Here is an 18093-nt window from a genome sequence, read left to right on the forward strand (position 1 = left end):
AAAGAGTAAAGGTAGATGATGAAAAAAACTCTATTAGCAGTGGCGCTACTTGGCGCATCTTCTGCGGCAATGGCGGATTCTTGGATTTACGGTGGTGCAACAGTAGGTCAGTCTGACTACAAAGGTGAGACGGACACATCATACTCTGTTCACGTTGGTACAGGCATTCTACCTATCATTGGTGTTGAAGCTGGTGTAACACAACACGGTGAGTTCAACGTAAATGGTCAAGACACTAAGCTAACTTCTTACTACGCAGCACTTAAGCCAAGCATCGACTTCGGTCCGCTACACGTGTACGCAAAAGGTGGTTTCCATCAGTGGGACAAAAAAGTGAAAGGCGGCAAAGACGATGACGATTTGGACCTAATGTACGGTGTGGGTGCTGAGTACTTCATTTTTGGCCCGATGTCTGTTGGTGCTAGCTACATGAACTACACTGCTGGTAAAGACGATATCAGCACGTTCTCTGTTAACGCAACACTACATTTCCTATAAGCGTCAAGCTTTCTAACACCATATGAAACACACCGGCTTTATGTCGGTGTTTTTTTTGTCTGGAAGTCACAAAACAAAATTTGAACATAAATTATTCACTTTTAGAGTCTTAAAATGCCTATGCTTTCCAATATATAGTGGCGATTAAATGCGCATATTTGCGTAATGTTTCGCTTAGGAATCGATCAGGAAGGGATAGTATGAAAAAAACACTCTCGTTATTCGCTCTAACGTTGTGCTCAACGTCAGCAATGGCTGACTCTTGGATTTACGCTGGTGGCCAAATTGGTCAGTCCGATATCGACAGCGAAAATGATACAACCTACGGTATTCATGTCGGTACTGGTATTTTGCCGTTCATTGGCATTGAAGCAGGCTACTTTAATCACGGCAAAGTGGATTTATCTTTGAGTGGCAGCAGGGGTAGTGCTGATTTTGATTCATTCTATTTAGCGGCGAAACCTAGTATCGACTTCGGCCCGTTACACGTTTACGCAAAAGGCGGCATCAATGCATTCAACGTTGATTATGACGGCGGACTGAGAAACTTAGACAAAGATGATGGCGTCTCTTACATGTATGGTGTTGGTGCCGAATACTTCTTGCTGGACAATGTGTCTGTGGGCGCGAGTTATCAAGCGTTTGGCGTGGATATTGAAGGCGATAGCGATACCGTTAGCAGCGTAACAGGGAACATCACCTTCCATTTCTTATAACGCTCGCTGGATGAAAGGTTTGCTGATTTGGTTTCGTCGTTAATTGTGAAACCAAATCAGCGCAGGTCTTCTCTATTTGCGCAGTGACTGGCTATGAACTTAAGTATTTCTTGTGTCTTTTCTAGTCTACAACCTACGACAAAATCAATCGTTAGACCTCATAATTTTTGTGTTGATATTATTTCCCCTTCATCTGTCTCGAATTGAGCTTAAAATGCAATAAATCACGACTTTTTGCAAAAATATGTGATTGCTGCTAAAATTCTTCCCGCTTTAAAACTTTAGAGTTCAAATTAATGGAGGGCGGTATTGGAGTTCTTCTCACCTGAGGGGCGTTTCAAATTCACGTTAAATTTGTATTTATGGATAATGCATTTAAAAAATATAGTATTGATACAACCGATTATCAGGTTGGACAGGATAACGTTCAAAAGTGGGGATTCGATATACATAACCCGGTTTTTGGCATTAGTGCGGGGCTCGTTGTTTTCTGTCTGATTTCACTTCTTCTTGTTGAGCCAACCACTGCTCGAGACGTATTAAACGGTCTAAAAAACGGAATTATCGAACAGTTTGATGCGTTTTTTATGTGGTCGACAAACTTCTTCTTATTGTTCGCCGTTGCTCTTCTTTTTTCTCCGCTAGGTAAAATCCGCTTAGGTGGCAAAGAAGCAACGCCGGATCACTCAACCGTTTCTTGGTTGTCGATGCTTTTCGCCGCGGGTATGGGTATTGGTCTTCTGTTCTGGAGTGTGGCTGAGCCGACCGCGTATTTCACTGATTGGTGGGGAATGCCACTGAACGCAGTACCATACACCGAAGAAGCAAAATCCCTCGCGATGGGTGCCACTATGTTCCACTGGGGTGTGCATGGTTGGAGTATTTACGCACTCGTTGCACTAGCATTAGCGTTTTTTGCCTTTAACAAAGGTTTACCACTTTCATTGCGCGCGGCGTTCTATCCAATTTTTGGTGACCGTGCATGGGGTTGGTTAGGTCACGTTATTGATATCCTTGCCGTTTTGTCGACGCTATTTGGTCTTGCAACGTCGCTAGGTCTGGGGGCTCAGCAGGCGACCAGTGGTATTAATCATGTCTTTGGTCTAGAAGGCGGCATTGGTACACAAATGATTGTGATCACCTTCGTTACCTTTATCGCGGTGCTATCAGTGATTCGTGGTATTGATGGTGGTGTTAAGCTACTGAGTAACGTCAATATGGTGGTTGCGTTTGCGCTGCTTATTTTCATTACCTTCATCACGTTTGATACGGCATGGAGCTCGCTACGCGACACAACAATGGCTTACATTGAAAATATTATTCCATTGAGTAACCCTCACGGTCGTGAAGATGAAACTTGGATGCACGGCTGGACGGTATTCTACTGGGCTTGGTGGGTATCTTGGTCACCGTTTGTTGGTATGTTTATCGCGCGTGTGTCTAAAGGTCGTACGGTTCGAGAATTCTTATTCGCAGTCATCGTTATTCCTACAGTTGTTACTTTGATTTGGATGTCTGTGTTTGGTGGTATTGCGCTTGACCAAGTGGTGAATAAAGTTGGTGAGCTAGGTGCAAATGGCCTAACTGATATTTCATTGACTCTGTTCCATGTTTACGATGCGCTTCCGTATAGCTCAGTGATTTCAATGCTTTCTATCGTGCTGATTCTGGTATTCTTTATTACATCGTCAGACTCTGGCTCGCTGGTTATCGATAGTATTACCGCCGGTGGTAAGATTGATGCACCAGTACCGCAACGCATTTTCTGGGCGTGTATTGAAGGAGCAATTGCAGCCGTAATGCTTTGGGTTGGTGGTAAAGAAGCCCTGCAAGCATTGCAATCAGGTGTTGTTGCAACAGGATTACCGTTTACTTTTGTTCTGCTGTTGATGTGCGTAAGTTTGGTGAAAGGGTTAAGAACAGAACTGCCAGCTTACAAATAAATACAACACGATCCATGATTGAGTTTAAATGCCGAGCCTAATGTGCTCGGCATTTTTTATTTCTACTTTTCTTTTCCAATAATTTCGTTACAGTTTAGGCTTATTCCCACCTCATTAAACTGCGTTATGTCACTGGCTAAACTCATTCTTATTCGTGGACTTCCGGGTTCAGGTAAAACAACCTTAGCAAAACAACTAGCGATAGAGCTTGGTGCTAAGCATTTTGAAGCTGACATGTACTTTGAAAATGATGAAGGTGATTATCACTTTGAACCAGTTCAATTACCTCAAGCGCATGAGTGGTGTTTTCAGCAAACTAGAAAGTGGTTGAACAAAGGGAGAGTCGTGATTGTGAGCAATACGTTTGTTCGACATTGGGAGATGAAGCGTTACATGGACTACTGCATGAAGAAGCGCATCGAGGTGGAAATTAAAGTGTGCCACGGAGCGTATCAAAGCATTCATGATGTGCCACCAGCGACGATAGAAAAGATGCGACGCCAGTGGCAAGAGTGACCGTTACCAGAACCGGAAGTTATTGACCTCGTCCGTCAATCATCACAACGAATGTTTTGCTCATGATTGAAAGGTCCATTGAAATCCAAGAGTAAAACGAACCTAAGCTTAGTGCGTAACTGTGGTCAAACCCAACTTTGCGTCTTACATCTTCAATGCATGCATCATAGCCTTGGTTAACCTGAGCTAAGCCTGTGATACCCGGTAACACGCCATATGTGCGCTCTACAAAATAGGGGATTTCATCTTCTAATTTCTGGTAGAAAGCTGGGCGTTCTGGGCGCGGCCCAATCATCGACATTTCACCTCTCAACACATTAAACAGTTGAGGTAGTTCATCTAAACGCGTTTTGCGTAAAAAGCGTCCTACTGGCGTGATGCGGGGATCATTTTCAGTTGCCCATACTGCGCCAGAGCGTTGTTCTGCATCAATATACATGGTGCGAAACTTCATGATTTGAAAAAGATCCATTTTTTCTGGTGTACAGCGCCCAACACGCAGTTGACGATAGATCACTGGGCCTTTCGATGTGATTTTTATAGCTAGCGCGATAAATGGGAAAAGTGGTGCAGTGACGACCAAAATAAGCATTGCAACCAGTACATCAAACGTTCTTTTCGCGTGGCATACATTTGAATCGTAGCGTGAGTTTTTCATGATGCTTTCCTTATTGGTTGACGCGTTTCCAACGTCCATTTTCCATTCCGAGTAAATACTTCATACCGCCGATAAAGTTGGCGAGATGACCAATGACGATGTAGCTAATCAGCTTAAAAGGTTTAATTGTGTTAAGTGCTGGCATCAAGTAAGTGATAAGCGCGATGCTATAAATACCAACTTGTGCGGACAGCATTACTTGAAACAGCGGATTGTGTGCCAGTAGTAGTGAGCAAATAAAGCAAACAATCATCAAATAGGGTGTTGCTAAGCGCAGAACCTTTCCCGATAGAAATGCAAAGGCAGTGCCACGATAACGAGGTAGCAGTAATTTCTTTAATTGCATGAGCTGCTGCATGTTACCCGCTGAAATTCTTAGGCGCCGCTTGAAATCTGCGTTGTCTGAGCTCTGTTCTAGTTCAAGAGCCAGCATGTTTGGCTCGTAAATAGCGCTATAGCCTCGCAAAACGATTCTCATAGGGAGAATAAAGTCGTCATTAATGGTGCTAACTTCCAGTGGTTCAAATAAGTGAGTTCTGAAAGTGTAAAACGCACCGTGGGAACCAATCGTTGAACCTAACAAGGATTCTTGGTGCTTTACTCGAGACTGGTATTGCCAATACGCCGCTTCACCTTGGTTATCAGTGCTCATTATTTGATATGTTGCGTTAACCACTCCAACGTTCTCATTTTGATAATGCTGACTAGCTAGCAACAGAGAATCGCAAGAAATCAATGCCGACGTGTCACTCAGTGCGGTAATGTCCGAGCTAACATGACGCATTTCTTCGTTGAGTAGGGCAACTTTACCGCGATTGACTTGGTGATCATTAATAATGAACAGAGTATCAGAGCAGATTGCTTCTTGAATTGTCGCTTGAGCAATCTCGGCTGTGTTATCTGTGCAGCCATCACATGCGATCACTACCCTTAATTTATCCCTCGGGTAATCTAGGCTCGCAAGGTTACGGATCTTCTCTGCTATCCATTGTTCTTCATTGTAGGCGGGCACGATGACAGTAATAGAGGGTAGCTGGTTATCTGCTTTGGAGGCTTTGTAAGCTCGCTCTACAAATGGTGCTTTGGTTTCGTCTTGCTGTTTTAAAGGAAGCCATTTAAGGAGCAGTGGGTACCCAACGTGATGATAGACAATCAAAAATGCGGATAAACCAAACCCTATAATCCAAAGTAAATCATTCATAGCTAGCCTCCTTGGCCAAACGTGAGTAGCGACTCACCATGTCTCTGATATCAAAGTGTTTGAGAATAAAAGTTCGAGGAGAGCGGTGTGATGATTCCAGTTGTTGTGATAACGCTTCGGCCAACGAAAACACGCGATTTGCTTCAACCAGTGTGCTGTTGTTCGGACAGAGCGTCTCTTTCACGCCGCCAACATCCGTCGCGACGCAAGGAATGTCACATGCTTGAGCCTCGAGGGTTGAGAGAGGAAAGCCCTCTTGAAGTGATGGTAAGCAAAACAAGTCTAGGCTTTGGTAAAAGCTGGGCATATCGTCCACCAAACCTAAAAAGGTTACTCGATCTTCAAGTTTTAACGTTCTAACTTGTGCTTCCAATTGAGTTCGCTGAGAACCATCACCGGCTATTGCTAGGTGTGTGTTTGGCGTAAGATGAGAGAAGGCTTCGATAAGCACTTTATGGCCTTTAACTGCTTCTAGACGCCCGGCAACGCCAATCACGATTTTGTCGGTTGGAAGTTCAAACAAGTGTCTTGTTGCCGTTTGGTCACCGCTTTTAAACTTCTGGCAATCGATTCCATTGTGAATGGTGCAGACTTTGCGGTAATTCAGTTTTGTCTGGATTTGTTCGGCGACAAAGTTCGCATCGGCAACCACATGTGGACGAATCATTTTTAGCAGTAGGGACTGCAGTCGAGTTGATTTTTTGTTATTAAGGTGCCATGCGTCGTGTTCGGTATGAATAACTACAGGTACGTGCGCTAAACGTGCCGCAATCCCACCATATAAGAGTGGTCCGATATGGTGAGTGTGGACCACATCAGGCTTAAGTCCTTTGAGCATGGAAGTCAGCGTACTGATGGTTTTTCCGCTGAATCCAGGTTTCTTATTAAGAAAGTGCAGTTGGCCTTGGTAGGACAATAGTTTTTGCCAGCCTTGTAGTGCATGTTCTTTGCTTCCTTCTAAGCTCACGACAAAAACGGAATGGTTTGGCTGCGCAAAACGAAGCATTTCTAGTACGAGCGTTTCTAAACCACCAGGAGCTAAGTGTTGCACGACGTGTAATATCACTTTTTTGCTGTGCTTAGTGTTATTGTGTTTTTGTCTGAATTCCATTTTCAAACCCTCGTTGAGTTCTTTGTTTATTTAGGAATAGCAGACTGCGTGCCAAAAAATTAATTATTTAAAAACAATAAGTTAATATTGATGTTTGTGAGGCTTTATGTTTATTCTCAATTTGAGATTCATATTAGTGGACATGCTATGAGGCTGTATAAGGCAGTAGTAAAAGAAAAGCACTCGCCGACCGAGTGCTTGTAAATGAGTTCTTATGGCGGTTAGTTTCCGTACACTACGTTAGGTAAAGTGGTGATGACAGGAACACCAAGGTGTTTTTCTAATGCTCTTTTAGAGCGGATAGAGTTATCGGCTAACTCTAGTATCGTCGCTAATCCAATGCCTAAACCAGCGCCACCAATAAATCCTAAAATGACAAATACAAAACTAGGTAAGTTAGTTGGAATCGTTGGCGTGAACGGTTCATCAATGATTTTTACGCGCTTATTCTCTTCAAACTCTCCCAAAGAACCCGTTAGTTGGGCCATCTCATAGCGTTCGACGAGTTCATCATACATTTCTCTCTTCACTGCGACGTCACGAGCTAAGCGGTTGATTTCTGTTGCTGTGCTCCCAAATTGGTGCGCATTTCGCTCTAATTCTTGGATCATGTCTCGCAAGCTGTTGGTTTCTTCCGTAAGTGCTTCAAAACGTCCGCGCATCATTTGTAATTGATGTAGTTGGGAGACAAGTAGAGGCTGTGCTTCGCCAAGACTGTTTACTGTGGTATTGCTCGCGATATCCCATAGTTGAGCACTGTTTAGTTCCGGTTGTTTAGAGTTCAAGAGTACCGAGCGTTCCTGCTCCAACCGGTTTAATTCTCGCAACTTACCTTGCACTAAACTATGCGCCTCTGTGTATTTAGCGCGAAGCAGGGTAAGTTCACTACGAATGTCGATGATTTGCTCTTCCAGTTTACCGATAACTGGGTTCGTTTTGGATAGTTGTTGATCCAAACTGCCTAGACTTCGTGAAACACCAGCAAGCTCCGCCTCCTTTTCGGCTAGCGTTTGTTTGAGGCTAGCAAGGCGAGTAAGGCTTTGAGCTTGCATTTCGGGTGTCGCGTCTGAGTAAGTATTTTTATACTCTGCAAAGGCTTGCTCTGCCTTGTCTAGTTCTTCTCTGCGTTTGTTGATATGGATAGTCAAAAAATGACTCGAATCTTTAATCGAAGAACGCTCAGGAGCCAAAAGCTGTTCGACAAAATGCTCTCTGACAGAGAGCAGCATCGACTCCATTCCTTCTGATTTACCACTTTGCAATTGAATTTGAATGAAGTCTTTACCGAGTGGCTGAACAGACAGGCGCGACGCAAGATCTTTTATGATGAACTCTTGCTCTTTTGCACTCATCTCGTCATTGATCAGCGATTGTTCTTTTGCGACAGAATACAAAACGTGTCGGCTTTTTAGCAGAGTACTGAGTGCGCTCAATCGGTCTTTAAGCATTGTTGAGACGGCAAGGTCTTGAAGGAACGGGTTCATTTTCGCTGTCTCTTGAATAAGCATGCTGGTATGAGCAACATAAGTCGTCGGAACCAGTTTACTTACGATGAAACCCAGCACAGGCAAGACAAGCATAGGGATAACGATCATGTAACGACGTCGCCAAGCGCCATGTAGTAATACACTAAGGTTCTCTCTCAAATCGTTCATAGCGTCCTCACTAATTTCTCAACTTGGTTGGCTCTTGCTTCCCAGCTTTGCTGTTGAACATATTGCTTTGAGTTTGCCGGGGGTGGGATCAGGTGATCGAGACTGGCGCATACATCTTCGACATTTTGAACTATGTGGAGCATATGCTTGTACGGCATTAATGCAGGAAACGACGTGCTAATAACGGGGGTTCCCGTTGCCAAATACTCAAGAAGCTTGAGGGGGTTACACGCTTTGATTTGAGCGTTATTAACAAAGGGCAACCAGCTTGCGTCCCAGTGTTGAGAGTAGCTTGGCAAAGTGTGATGAGCTCTTGGGCCGAGATAGTAAACGTTACTTCTTTGAGGTAGCGGATTGTCACTGAGTTCGTTGGGGCCGATGAAAACCAGATCCCAGTCAGGTGCTTGGTCTGCGACTTGGGCAATTAAGTCGTAATCTAACCATTCAGACAAACTGCCATAAAAGCCCAGCACTTTGCGGCCGTTGTCAGGCAAGTCTTTGGCCTTCGGTGCTGGCTCAGAAAACAGACTAACGTCGACACCATGAGGCAAAGTGACGGTTTTATGTGATGGAAATTTGGTGGAGAGCGTTTCGCTTGCCGTAAAGATAACGCTGGCCGCATTAACAAGAGTACGTTCGTGCTTGGCTACCGTGTCGTGGTCAACACCAGCTAAAGCGCTAAAGTCATCGCCACAATAGTAAATCAGTCCACGTGGGTTCATTTCTGCACAAAGATCGGCAGCAGTCGGGAGCGACGTCCAAAATACAGGCTTATCAAAACCAAGAGCTTGTAATTGTTTGTTGAGTTGGTGTTTCATCATCTTAGCGGCCACTTTTCTTGCTAATGCAGAACTAGGGGCAGGAATGGTGAGCAAGTTGATGATGTGAATGTTTGGGTTTGTTTCAGAGTCCAATGTTGGCTTGTGTGAGCCTACGTTATGAAATACACGAGTGAGTTTGTTTAACGCACGTTGTATGTCTTTAGAATCCAGCTTAGGTTGACGAAGGCCAATGGAGTTCACCCAAAGGATTCGATGGTTCGCTGCTAGTCGCTTGACAATATGCTGAGTGGAAGAGGGTAACCCTCCAAAATCTTCTCCAAATACTACGATGTCCGTCATGTGGCTCTCCTTGAGTCTTGGTTATTTGATTACTAATTAAGTGAGTAATCACAATGCGTGCCAAGGAATTAGCCATTTTAAAACAGTGAGTTATGGGTTTTGTTTATGTTTGAAACTAGGATTTCTCATTTTGACAGTCACTTTGAACAATACGGCTAACGACAACTGTTAATGCCGCTAGAATGTAAATTGGCCAAGTGAAACCTTGAGTCAGAAACGTACCTGATACGATGGTACCGATAAGCCCACTTAACACGGCGTTTGCTCCTACAGAGAGGGTGTAATCTGATTTTGGTGTCAACAATGAGATGGAATGCAAAGAGGTGCGGATCAATGACACAATTAAAGTAATGAACACCGCGAGTCCGACAAAACCCGTTTCTGCCAACACGCCAAACCAAGTACTATGGACCGCGTGGTTGATACCATCCCAGTGTGGGCTGTAGAAATAGTAATTAAAGTAAAAGTTATCTAGACCTACGCCAGTCAACGGGTGATGCAGCGCCATTTTAAATGCCGCTTCCCACGCATAAAGTCGCCCCATCGCAGAGGCATCTATACCATCCTCAGCGGCTCCCCCCGATTCTCGTCCTGAAATACCAGCGAATGCGTAGAGTACGATGGCTGCTACGGCGCCTAGTACCAAGACTAATGTTTTGCTTTTGATGTGTTTAAAAGCAAAGTAGGCAAATACAGACAGTGAACCGAGTAACCCACCGCGGCTCTGAGTCTCAATGATCGCAAAGAACAAAACCAAACAGGTGATAAGGGCAAAGAGCCTGAGATGCTTGGGGGAATGCTTCTCCATCAATTGACTAACGGTAAAGGCAAGGGGAAACATCAGCACTAGTGCCAAATCGTTAGGATCGCCAAGTACTGAACCTATGGATCGTCCTATTGACACGCGCGTTCCTTCGACTAAATCAATGCCATTCGCAGCGTTTTGTAATGCCACTAAGCCAATCAATAATCCGGCGAAAATAATTGCTTTTGACATCTGAGCGAGCTGTGAAGGTTTAGTAATAAGCCAGGTGATGGCCAACGTCATAATGATGATTTTCCAATAGGTATTTTTGAACACCGTTATTGCGATATCACGACTGGAAGCGAATATTATTCCGATGATCACCAGACCCCAAAATATACACAGCCACTTTAATGAAGGGTGCCAAAAAGCTGTAATCTGGCGGCTTATAAGAAGGTGAAAAGCGAGTGCGGCGAGTGCCCCCAGTGATAACAGTAATGGGATCTTGAAGTTATAGATAACAGGAAAGGCTTCGTGAATACGAAAGAATGAAAAAATAACGAACAGTGTGACAAGCCAAAACGTTTGATTGAGAACAAACAGTAACGCGAGTGGTGCGAAACACAACGCAACAATCAAAATGGGATGAGGCATAACAACCCAAAGCAGGCCGATACCGACAGTGATCGTCAGTGCTGCGATGGACTGTTTTGTTCTCACCTTGGTTTCATTCATAACGAGTATCTCTTCACCTGTCCACGCCTTTTCACTATGTATCGAGTGAGAGCATTTAGCGTCTCTTTACTCATGTAGCGAGTGGCTATCCCTGCCAGCAAACTGCATGTCAAAATGCAAATTGCGATGGCGATGCCTATTGATTGTGAAGAGTGAAGCAGGAACAGTGCCACACCGGATATAATCTGTAATAAAACCATCAGACTTAGGTGGAAAGGCAACGCCATACATTGTTGGCCTACTACATAAGTCAGGCCCAGCTTACACAGTTGTGCGTAATAAAGCGCAATGAACACCCCATAAATACCCAGAGAAGATAAGCCAAACAGCAAAGCAATCGCAACGCACGCAGAGACGACATTTATACCCAGTAGCCAGCGAGTACGACGCTTGTACAAAATGGAAATATTAATGAGTTCGCTCCATTCTTTTAACATGGCGATAGGTAGCAAGAATAAGCTGAATAGTACCGCCTCATGATAGGTTTCTGGCAGTAAGTGGGTGATCATCACCATTGCTAATGTGCCGACCACTACACTCAAACCTGTAATGTAAATCATACCTAAGTGTGTGATGCGCACTGCTTCAGTGTTCTTGCGCCCTTCTAAGTAGTTAAATCGACGTGGCATCCACCACATGCCAAACGGCTGCACTAAAATACACATGCCCACTGCAAATTTTACCGCTATCGCGTAAATCCCTAACGTCGCAAGAGAAGTGTTGGCACCAATGAACCAGCGCTCAGCGCCATTGAGACAAAATGCTACTAAACCGGCCATCATCATTGGTAGGCAGTAGTTTAGGTATTGTTTTGCCAATGTCAGCTTAGGAAGAGTGACGTTGTAATGGTTAGCGATGTGCAGCCAAACAAATTGAGTAATAGCAGCCAACAAGCCCCCCCACAAAACAGAAATAACATGGGGATGAACAGACAGCGCCGCGACGATAAAAATGACCTGAAAAATGGTGGTAGTGACCATGACGTTAAGCAGTGTTCTTGCTTTGTCGTCTTGTGTTCTTAACCAGGCAGTGCCGATTGCAATACTGCCTTCTAGAACGATGGCAAACATAACAATAGCAAATTCGACTCGCGTAAAAGGCGCGGGAATGGGGGCGATTAAAATGATAGTGAGCAAGCTAAGAGCGACGACGCCAGCGATGAGTAAAGCAAGTGAGTACAGCTGGTTTAGTAGGCTTGTGCGCGTATTTTTATCCTTTTCAACGCCGACGAATCGATAAAGCGCTTCATGCAAAGCGAAACTGACAAACAAGGTCGTAACAACACCAAAGGTTGTTAGAAGCTCAAGCTTGCCCATTTGTTCTGGTGAGAGAAAGTGGGGCAATACAGGCAGCATGATTAGGCTGATGCTTTTATTGATCACTAAGGCGATAGCAAATAGCGTCATGTTGGTCATTGCTTTAGACATGGTCATATCCTTTGATGTCTCGCGGTGTCTTGAGTGTGCAATCATTGTTGGTAGCAATTTCGGCAGCAAGGTGCTGGGCGATTGGCAAATAACAACGTTCGGCTGTGTATAGTTGAGAAACATTGAGTGCTTCGATACCCATCGTTACTTTCATCCACGGCGATTCATTCAAAAGGCGAATTGCGTTGTGCAACGAAGCCACATTGTTAGGCGTGTATTTAATACAATTTCGGCCGTGAGTTAACACGCGGTCCCAATAACTATCATCGTGTGGAATGACGACACACATACCTGCAGCGAGCGCTTCCAAAATAGATAACCCAAAAGGTTCGTTGAGACTGGTGGAAACAAACACACCACACTGTGAACGCAATTCATCTAAGTTGTTTGGGCACTCATGCCATTCAACACCTTGTGTGTTGAAGTCCGGTGTTGAATATTCCACACCTGCCACGTTAGGATTGATGTAACACACGGTGGATTTGATCTTTTTCGACTCATCAAGTGTTAAAGCATCAAGCAAAAGATCGATGTTCTTCCATTTTAGTAAGCTAGCTGCCCAGAAAACGCGGCTTGAAATCGGATTCGCTTGTTTTGGCCAGCGATCTTTCGATAATCCATTAACAAATGTAGATGTATTCAAACCACACCAATAGCGTTCGGTGGCTGGCTTCTCTGTTTTGAGGTAGGCCTGTAATGCTTCTACCATTGATTCGCGGGTGTTTGCCAAGTAGTAAATTGCCGATGCTTTTACTAAGCAGTAGCCAGCAGATCTCGATCGTCCAATAGGGCCATGAACCATCTGTACCACAGGCTTTTTGCTAATTAATCGTAGTAAGTACAAAGGCATATCATTACTTGGGCAAGATAGGCCCAAAAAGCTATCTATTTTTGGCAGCTTCATGCACGCGTAGAGAAGTTGGAGAAAGTAGTAAGCGTTCATCAACCAGTAGGTCAGTCCATGAGTCGAGTTAAATGGTGATGGTTTTATTTTTATAACTTGCACACGCGGTGTATCACTAAGCAGTGACGCCCAATGCTCTGGATTTGTAGTGAGTAGATAACCAATCACGTTCAGCTTATCGCACTGCTTAAGGAGCTCTGCATTCGCGATTTTGGATCCACCTTGCATTGGGATGGCGTCGAACATCAATACACGTTTCATGACCGGGCTCCTCAATTGATGCTCAACCAGCGTGAAAGAGGCTTCATGCAGTGAGTCATTGGCATTGGTGTAATGGCGTTGTTATTAAGTTCACCTTCGTAAATACGTTCAATAGCGTTGATAGATGCAGTCGTCGTTAAGTGCTGGCTAGCATGTAGGTAAGCGTTTTCCGCCAGCTTGTTTCTTAATGCCGCGTCTTGCATGACTTGTTGAATCGCGTTTAACAGGCTCGCCATTCCACTGTTCTGGTACAGCAATGCAGAGTGATTATGCTCGAACAACTCAGGAATGCCTCCCGTTTTAGGAGCCACGATAGGCAGTTGAGCTAAAGCCGCTTCCCCGAGCACGAGGCCAAAGGCCTCTTCATAGGCGCCGCTAATAAAAGCGTCTGCATTACCACACATCCACGCTCCGGCATTGTGTTGCTCTCCGACAAAGTGCACTCGTTCTTGGATACCAAGATCCGCGGCAAGCTGTTGCAATGCTTCTCTTTCTTCGCCGTCACCAACAATAACAAGGTGAGGGTTGCGGTGGTGGTAGTTGTGCATGCGCATTGCGCGAATAAGGCGGTCGAACCCTTTGCGCTTAATCAGCGAACCCACCGACAGAAAGGTAAAGGCCTGTGATGGGATTCCGAGGCTATCTTTAATGTCGATGGGTGTATCCACGCCTTGAAGTGACACGCCGTTGTGTACGACATGAAGTTGGTTTTGTGGGTAGCCGTCCTGAAGAATTTCGCGTCCAACATCTTTGCTAACGCAAATCAATTTTGGAGAGAGGTGAAGTCCGAGAGAGAAGCGATCGCGCAATGTATAATGGCAATGAAGTTGCGTGACAAGTGGTATATGATTCATGCGAGCAGCCAAACACATCCATTGACAAGGGCCGCCGCTATTGACGTGTACCAAGTCGATGCTGTGCTTTTCGATCAAATCTGATCCTTGTTTGATAAGGCTATTCCACCCGCTAATATCCCAGCGTGGAGCGCTCCAACCACCCACCAAATTGAAGGCTGAATGTTCCGCTTCAATTCCGAGCGATTGGCACTTATCGATTAATGGTTGGCAGTTTGACCATACGAATGGCTCAAACTTATTGCGGTCGATTCCTGAAATGAGATCCAGAAGCACCACTTCACTGCCGCGAATCCAATTATCACCATAATGAACATATAGAATGCGTTTTGGCGTAGTCATAAGTCACCTCTGTCTCATCATTAATCTGCGTTAACTGCTGAGCTGCAATAGAGATGCCAAAATATGCCATTAGTTTATGTGATTGAATCTTATATGATATTTATGTTTGGAACCCATCATTCTCATATTGAGAACCAATATGGATTAGTGATCCGTTTCAATTTGATATTTTTGTAGCAATACGGGAATCACACTTTGCGCTGAGAAATCATCAATGATGGTTTGTCGAGCATTCTGGCGAATGAGTGATTGTTGCGCTTCACCAATCGATATCCAGTCATGAAGACATTTAGCAAGAGAGGGAATGTCTTCGACGATAAAACCATTTTTACCCGTTTGGATAATATCTGGAAGACGACCTACACGTAAGCTCATCACGGCAATGCCTCTCGACATGGCTTCAAGCGCCGCCATCGGAAGACCCTCATAACGAGAAGAAATGATAAGTACACTGATATTTTCCCAAACACCTTCCATATCGGTTTGATGGCCGAGGAAAGTCACGTTTGAAGGGGCAGTTTGATTAAGCGACTCTTTTTCTGGGCCATCACCGTACACACTAAACTGTAATGTTGGACAGAGCCTCGCTACCTCAATAAATTGATCGGCGCCTTTTTCCTGACTCAATCGGCCGACAAAAGCGATCTCCTGATAGTTGAGTTGACTGTTGGGAATCGAAACAAAGTTATTCAGCAGTTCTGAAGAACAAAAAACTTTGCGCTGAATACTTGGACTGACAGCAAAGCAATGGTCAGATAGGCAGCCTGAGCTTCTATCAAGCCAATCGTATAGCCATAGCTTCCCTGAGGACGATTCACCAGCATGATAAGTTGAAATCAAACGAGGAAACGTACGGGTGAGCAGTTTGGCGCAGCGCGACAAAATCGACGCTTTATAACCATGGGAGTGAACCACTGAGGGTTGGTGATTGGCGACGGCGCTTGTTAGGTGTTTAATTTTTAAAGCTTTATTGGGCTCGCCAGACAAATAGTTTAAGTAACTCACAGGGATCGCGGCTTCTTTTGCCTTCTGTACAATCTGAGCAGCTGGTGAATACTCAGTGGTTAGCACAACTCGAGCTTTGTTTCCAAAGGCGATTAATCCCCGAGCTAGCTCGATAACGTGACTTTCAATGCCACCGAATAGACGGCTATCAAGCAAGATCCAAATTTCACCAATGGCAGGTTTATCAAGATTGTTCGAGATTAATTTCATCCGCTTCCCACGCTTGTTTTTTTCGGTAAACCGTAGATGGGCTTAACTCCAGCATGACAGCGGCGTTGAGGACGTTGCCATCACAGTACGCAATTGCGTTTTGAATTGCTTCACGCTCTACTTGCCACATAGGGCGAATGGTTCCATCAGCGTTAAAGTACGGTGAGGTAGCAGCAGAGGACGGTGTACCAGGCTGCTCCGCTGCGGTAATCAAAGGTTCGACCGCAGAAGGTGAAGGTTCCTCAGTATAAACAGGTGGTGGTGTGATTGGTGCAATGTTTGTTGACTCTTGAGCAACATGCGCAGGCGTCGTTGTTTTCGTCACTTTAGACTTTTTAGTAAGTTGAGCGGGTAGGTGGCTCACCGTGACTTTTTCGTCGTTATTAAGCACCACAATGTTACGTATGATGTTTTGTAGTTGCCTTACATTACCCGGCCATTCGTAATGCTTGATGGTATGTTGAGCTTCACTGTCGATTGTTGAGAATTTCTTTTTGTCCTGTTTGGCGTAAGTGGTCAAGAAGTGCTTGGCAAGCGTGACGATGTCACTTCCTCGTTCACGTAATGGGGGCATATCGATAGGTATAACGTGCACACGGTAGTATAAGTCTTCACGAAAACGACCTTCTTCTACTTCTGTTAATGGATCTCGGTTAGTGGCACAAATGATTCTCACATCCACTTTCATTTCTCGAGTGCCACCAAGAGGGGTGTAAGTGCCCGTTTGTAGAAAGCGGAGCAACTTCTTTTGCATCTCAAGTTCCATTTCACACAGCTCATCAAGAAAAAGCGTGCCACCATGTGCCAGCGTCGCCGCACCTTTTCGATCTGTTGTTGCTCCAGTAAAGGCCCCTTTAACGTGACCAAAAATCTCACTTTCCATCAAATCTCGTGGAATAGCCCCACAGTTAATTGCAATAAAAGGCTTGTCTTTACGGTCGCTCTGGCGGTGGACGGCTTCAGCACAAACTTCTTTACCTGTGCCGCTTTCTCCCACAATAAACACACTGGCAGAAGTTGGCGCAACAGCATCAATGGTCTTGTATACCGCCTGCATCGGGAGACTTGAACCGATGAATCCGTGATAGTTGTGGCGATCAAACTTGGACTGAATATTTTCCACCAAATCTTCCAATTTGGCGCGTTTAAGGTGCAATGCAACTGACGTTTTTAGGCGATCAGCGTTTATGGGCTTTTCTAAGAAATCTTCCGCACCTTTTTGAATTAGATTAACGGCTAAGTCGACGCTGCCGTGTGCCGTAGCAATAATAACGGACGTAGGAATGTCATTCTGGTTGATCCAATCCAGCACGTCTTCGCCAGACATGTCGGGCAGTTTCAAATCGAGAATGATGAGCTGAGGTTTGCTTCTTTCAATAAATTGAATCGCTTCGCGACCTGTCTCGACATGAAAAATGTCATAAGGTTCGTCTTTAACATACTGCTTATAAAGTATGGCTAGTGAAGTAGAGTCCTCTACCAGTAACACCCTTGGTCTCATAGTCCCATCCCAACGTAGTTTGTTTCATTTTTTATGATTTTTGTCAGCACTACTATTTGGCATTATGAGTGGTTTATAGCTCTCTAGTGCTGAAAATTCTCAATTTGAGAAAAGCGTTATTTAAGTATTAGCACAAGGTAGGAAATTTGCGAAAAATCCATACTTTTTAATTGATTAAGTTATACCCAAATAATTTCAAGGTGTGTGGCTTGGCGAGGGTGACTGAATTTGGAGCCTAAATTTCTGAGATGATGTCGGCATCGCGCTTTATCAAACGCGATGCTTCGCTAGGGAGTAAGACACTGATACTACTCAAACCCTTGAGCTTTTCGCTTTTCTAACGCATCAAACGATTCATTGGCGAGTTGCGGAAGTGTTTCACAAAGCTCCAATGCTTTTGGTATTTTTCCTTCGACACAGTACTTCTCAATCATTCTTGCTTGTCTTGAAAGCGTTCGATTGCCTAAAGCGAGAGCAGAACTGCCCAGTGTGTGAACCTCGAACTCTAATGTTTGAAGGTCTTTTGTGCTTAATGCTTGCTCTATTTTCTCCATGCGATCGCGTGACTCTTCGACATAGTGATCAATCAAGGTAGGGATGATTTCGGCGCACGTATCTTTGATCATTTGCTGAAGAATATGCTCATCCACTAATTCTTGCTCGATAGTCAATGTATTATTTATCGTCATA

At 44.5% G+C, this 18093-nt stretch carries 16 protein-coding genes; 4 read left to right on the plus strand and 12 right to left on the minus strand.

Features of this window, described 5'->3' with window-relative positions; all coding sequences use genetic code 11:
* Positions 1 to 18: 18 nt before the first annotated feature.
* The 4 genes from R7Z78_RS06015 to R7Z78_RS06030 all read left to right on the plus strand — a co-directional run bounded on the left by R7Z78_RS06015 (position 19) and on the right by R7Z78_RS06030 (position 3673).
* Entirely contained in the window at positions 19 to 498 is a 480-nt protein-coding gene (locus R7Z78_RS06015; protein ID WP_021033871.1) for an outer membrane beta-barrel protein, read from the plus strand.
* A gap of 200 nt (positions 499 to 698) precedes the next feature.
* On the plus strand, positions 699 to 1214 hold the full coding sequence (locus R7Z78_RS06020; protein WP_005377661.1) for an outer membrane beta-barrel protein: 516 nt from the start codon (positions 699 to 701) through the stop codon (positions 1212 to 1214).
* Between the two features lie 362 nt (positions 1215 to 1576).
* The gene (locus tag R7Z78_RS06025) at positions 1577 to 3157 is read left to right on the plus strand and encodes a BCCT family transporter (protein WP_005377659.1); all 1581 of its coding nucleotides are present in this window, start codon (positions 1577 to 1579) and stop codon (positions 3155 to 3157) included.
* Between the two features lie 126 nt (positions 3158 to 3283).
* Entirely contained in the window at positions 3284 to 3673 is a 390-nt protein-coding gene (locus R7Z78_RS06030; RefSeq protein WP_005377656.1) for an ATP-binding protein, read from the plus strand.
* A 19-nt stretch (positions 3674 to 3692) separates the two neighbouring features.
* On the opposite strand, the gene R7Z78_RS06035 is transcribed toward R7Z78_RS06030, so the two are convergent.
* The 12 genes from R7Z78_RS06035 to R7Z78_RS06090 all read right to left on the minus strand — a co-directional run bounded on the left by R7Z78_RS06035 (position 3693) and on the right by R7Z78_RS06090 (position 18092).
* On the minus strand, positions 3693 to 4331 hold the full coding sequence (locus tag R7Z78_RS06035; protein WP_054576904.1) for a sugar transferase: 639 nt from the start codon (positions 4329 to 4331) through the stop codon (positions 3693 to 3695).
* A 10-nt stretch (positions 4332 to 4341) separates the two neighbouring features.
* Positions 4342 to 5532 (minus strand): glycosyltransferase family 2 protein, encoded by a 1191-nt coding sequence (locus tag R7Z78_RS06040; protein WP_104975300.1) that lies wholly within the window; start codon positions 5530 to 5532, stop codon positions 4342 to 4344.
* Entirely contained in the window at positions 5525 to 6643 is a 1119-nt protein-coding gene (locus tag R7Z78_RS06045) for a glycosyltransferase (protein WP_169644500.1), read from the minus strand. The genes R7Z78_RS06040 and R7Z78_RS06045 overlap by 8 nt, the downstream gene beginning before the upstream one ends.
* 221 nt (positions 6644 to 6864) lie before the next feature.
* Positions 6865 to 8298 carry a GumC family protein gene (locus tag R7Z78_RS06050; RefSeq protein ID WP_005377649.1) on the minus strand — a complete coding sequence of 478 codons (1434 nt, stop codon included), beginning with the start codon at positions 8296 to 8298 and terminating at the stop codon, positions 6865 to 6867.
* The gene (locus R7Z78_RS06055) at positions 8295 to 9419 is read right to left on the minus strand and encodes a glycosyltransferase (RefSeq protein ID WP_104975301.1); all 1125 of its coding nucleotides are present in this window, start codon (positions 9417 to 9419) and stop codon (positions 8295 to 8297) included. The genes R7Z78_RS06050 and R7Z78_RS06055 overlap by 4 nt, the downstream gene beginning before the upstream one ends.
* A 115-nt stretch (positions 9420 to 9534) precedes the next feature.
* Positions 9535 to 10899: an O-antigen ligase family protein gene (locus R7Z78_RS06060; RefSeq protein WP_169644502.1), complete on the minus strand. Its 1365-nt coding sequence runs from the start codon at positions 10897 to 10899 to the stop codon at positions 9535 to 9537.
* Complete coding sequence (locus tag R7Z78_RS06065) at positions 10896 to 12326, minus strand: lipopolysaccharide biosynthesis protein (RefSeq protein WP_169644504.1); 1431 nt, start codon at positions 12324 to 12326, stop codon at positions 10896 to 10898. Before R7Z78_RS06065 ends, R7Z78_RS06060 begins: the two co-directional genes overlap by 4 nt.
* Positions 12319 to 13491: a glycosyltransferase gene (locus R7Z78_RS06070; RefSeq protein ID WP_104975303.1), complete on the minus strand. Its 1173-nt coding sequence runs from the start codon at positions 13489 to 13491 to the stop codon at positions 12319 to 12321. The genes R7Z78_RS06065 and R7Z78_RS06070 overlap by 8 nt, the downstream gene beginning before the upstream one ends.
* A gap of 11 nt (positions 13492 to 13502) precedes the next feature.
* On the minus strand, positions 13503 to 14687 hold the full coding sequence (locus tag R7Z78_RS06075) for a glycosyltransferase (protein ID WP_104975304.1): 1185 nt from the start codon (positions 14685 to 14687) through the stop codon (positions 13503 to 13505).
* 144 nt (positions 14688 to 14831) lie between these two features.
* The gene (locus R7Z78_RS06080; RefSeq protein ID WP_104975305.1) at positions 14832 to 15902 is read right to left on the minus strand and encodes a glycosyltransferase family 4 protein; all 1071 of its coding nucleotides are present in this window, start codon (positions 15900 to 15902) and stop codon (positions 14832 to 14834) included.
* Complete coding sequence (locus tag R7Z78_RS06085; RefSeq protein ID WP_104975306.1) at positions 15877 to 17403, minus strand: sigma-54-dependent transcriptional regulator; 1527 nt, start codon at positions 17401 to 17403, stop codon at positions 15877 to 15879. The genes R7Z78_RS06080 and R7Z78_RS06085 overlap by 26 nt, the downstream gene beginning before the upstream one ends.
* Before the next feature lie 308 nt (positions 17404 to 17711).
* A complete protein-coding gene (locus R7Z78_RS06090) occupies positions 17712 to 18092 on the minus strand; it encodes an Hpt domain-containing protein (RefSeq protein WP_005377636.1) in 381 nt (126 codons plus the stop codon).
* Position 18093: the final 1 nt, after the last annotated feature.

Origin of the sequence: Vibrio sp. 1167 (assembly GCF_033340375.1) — a bacterium.
In the GTDB taxonomy this organism is placed as follows: Bacteria; Pseudomonadota; Gammaproteobacteria; order Enterobacterales; family Vibrionaceae; genus Vibrio; species Vibrio alginolyticus.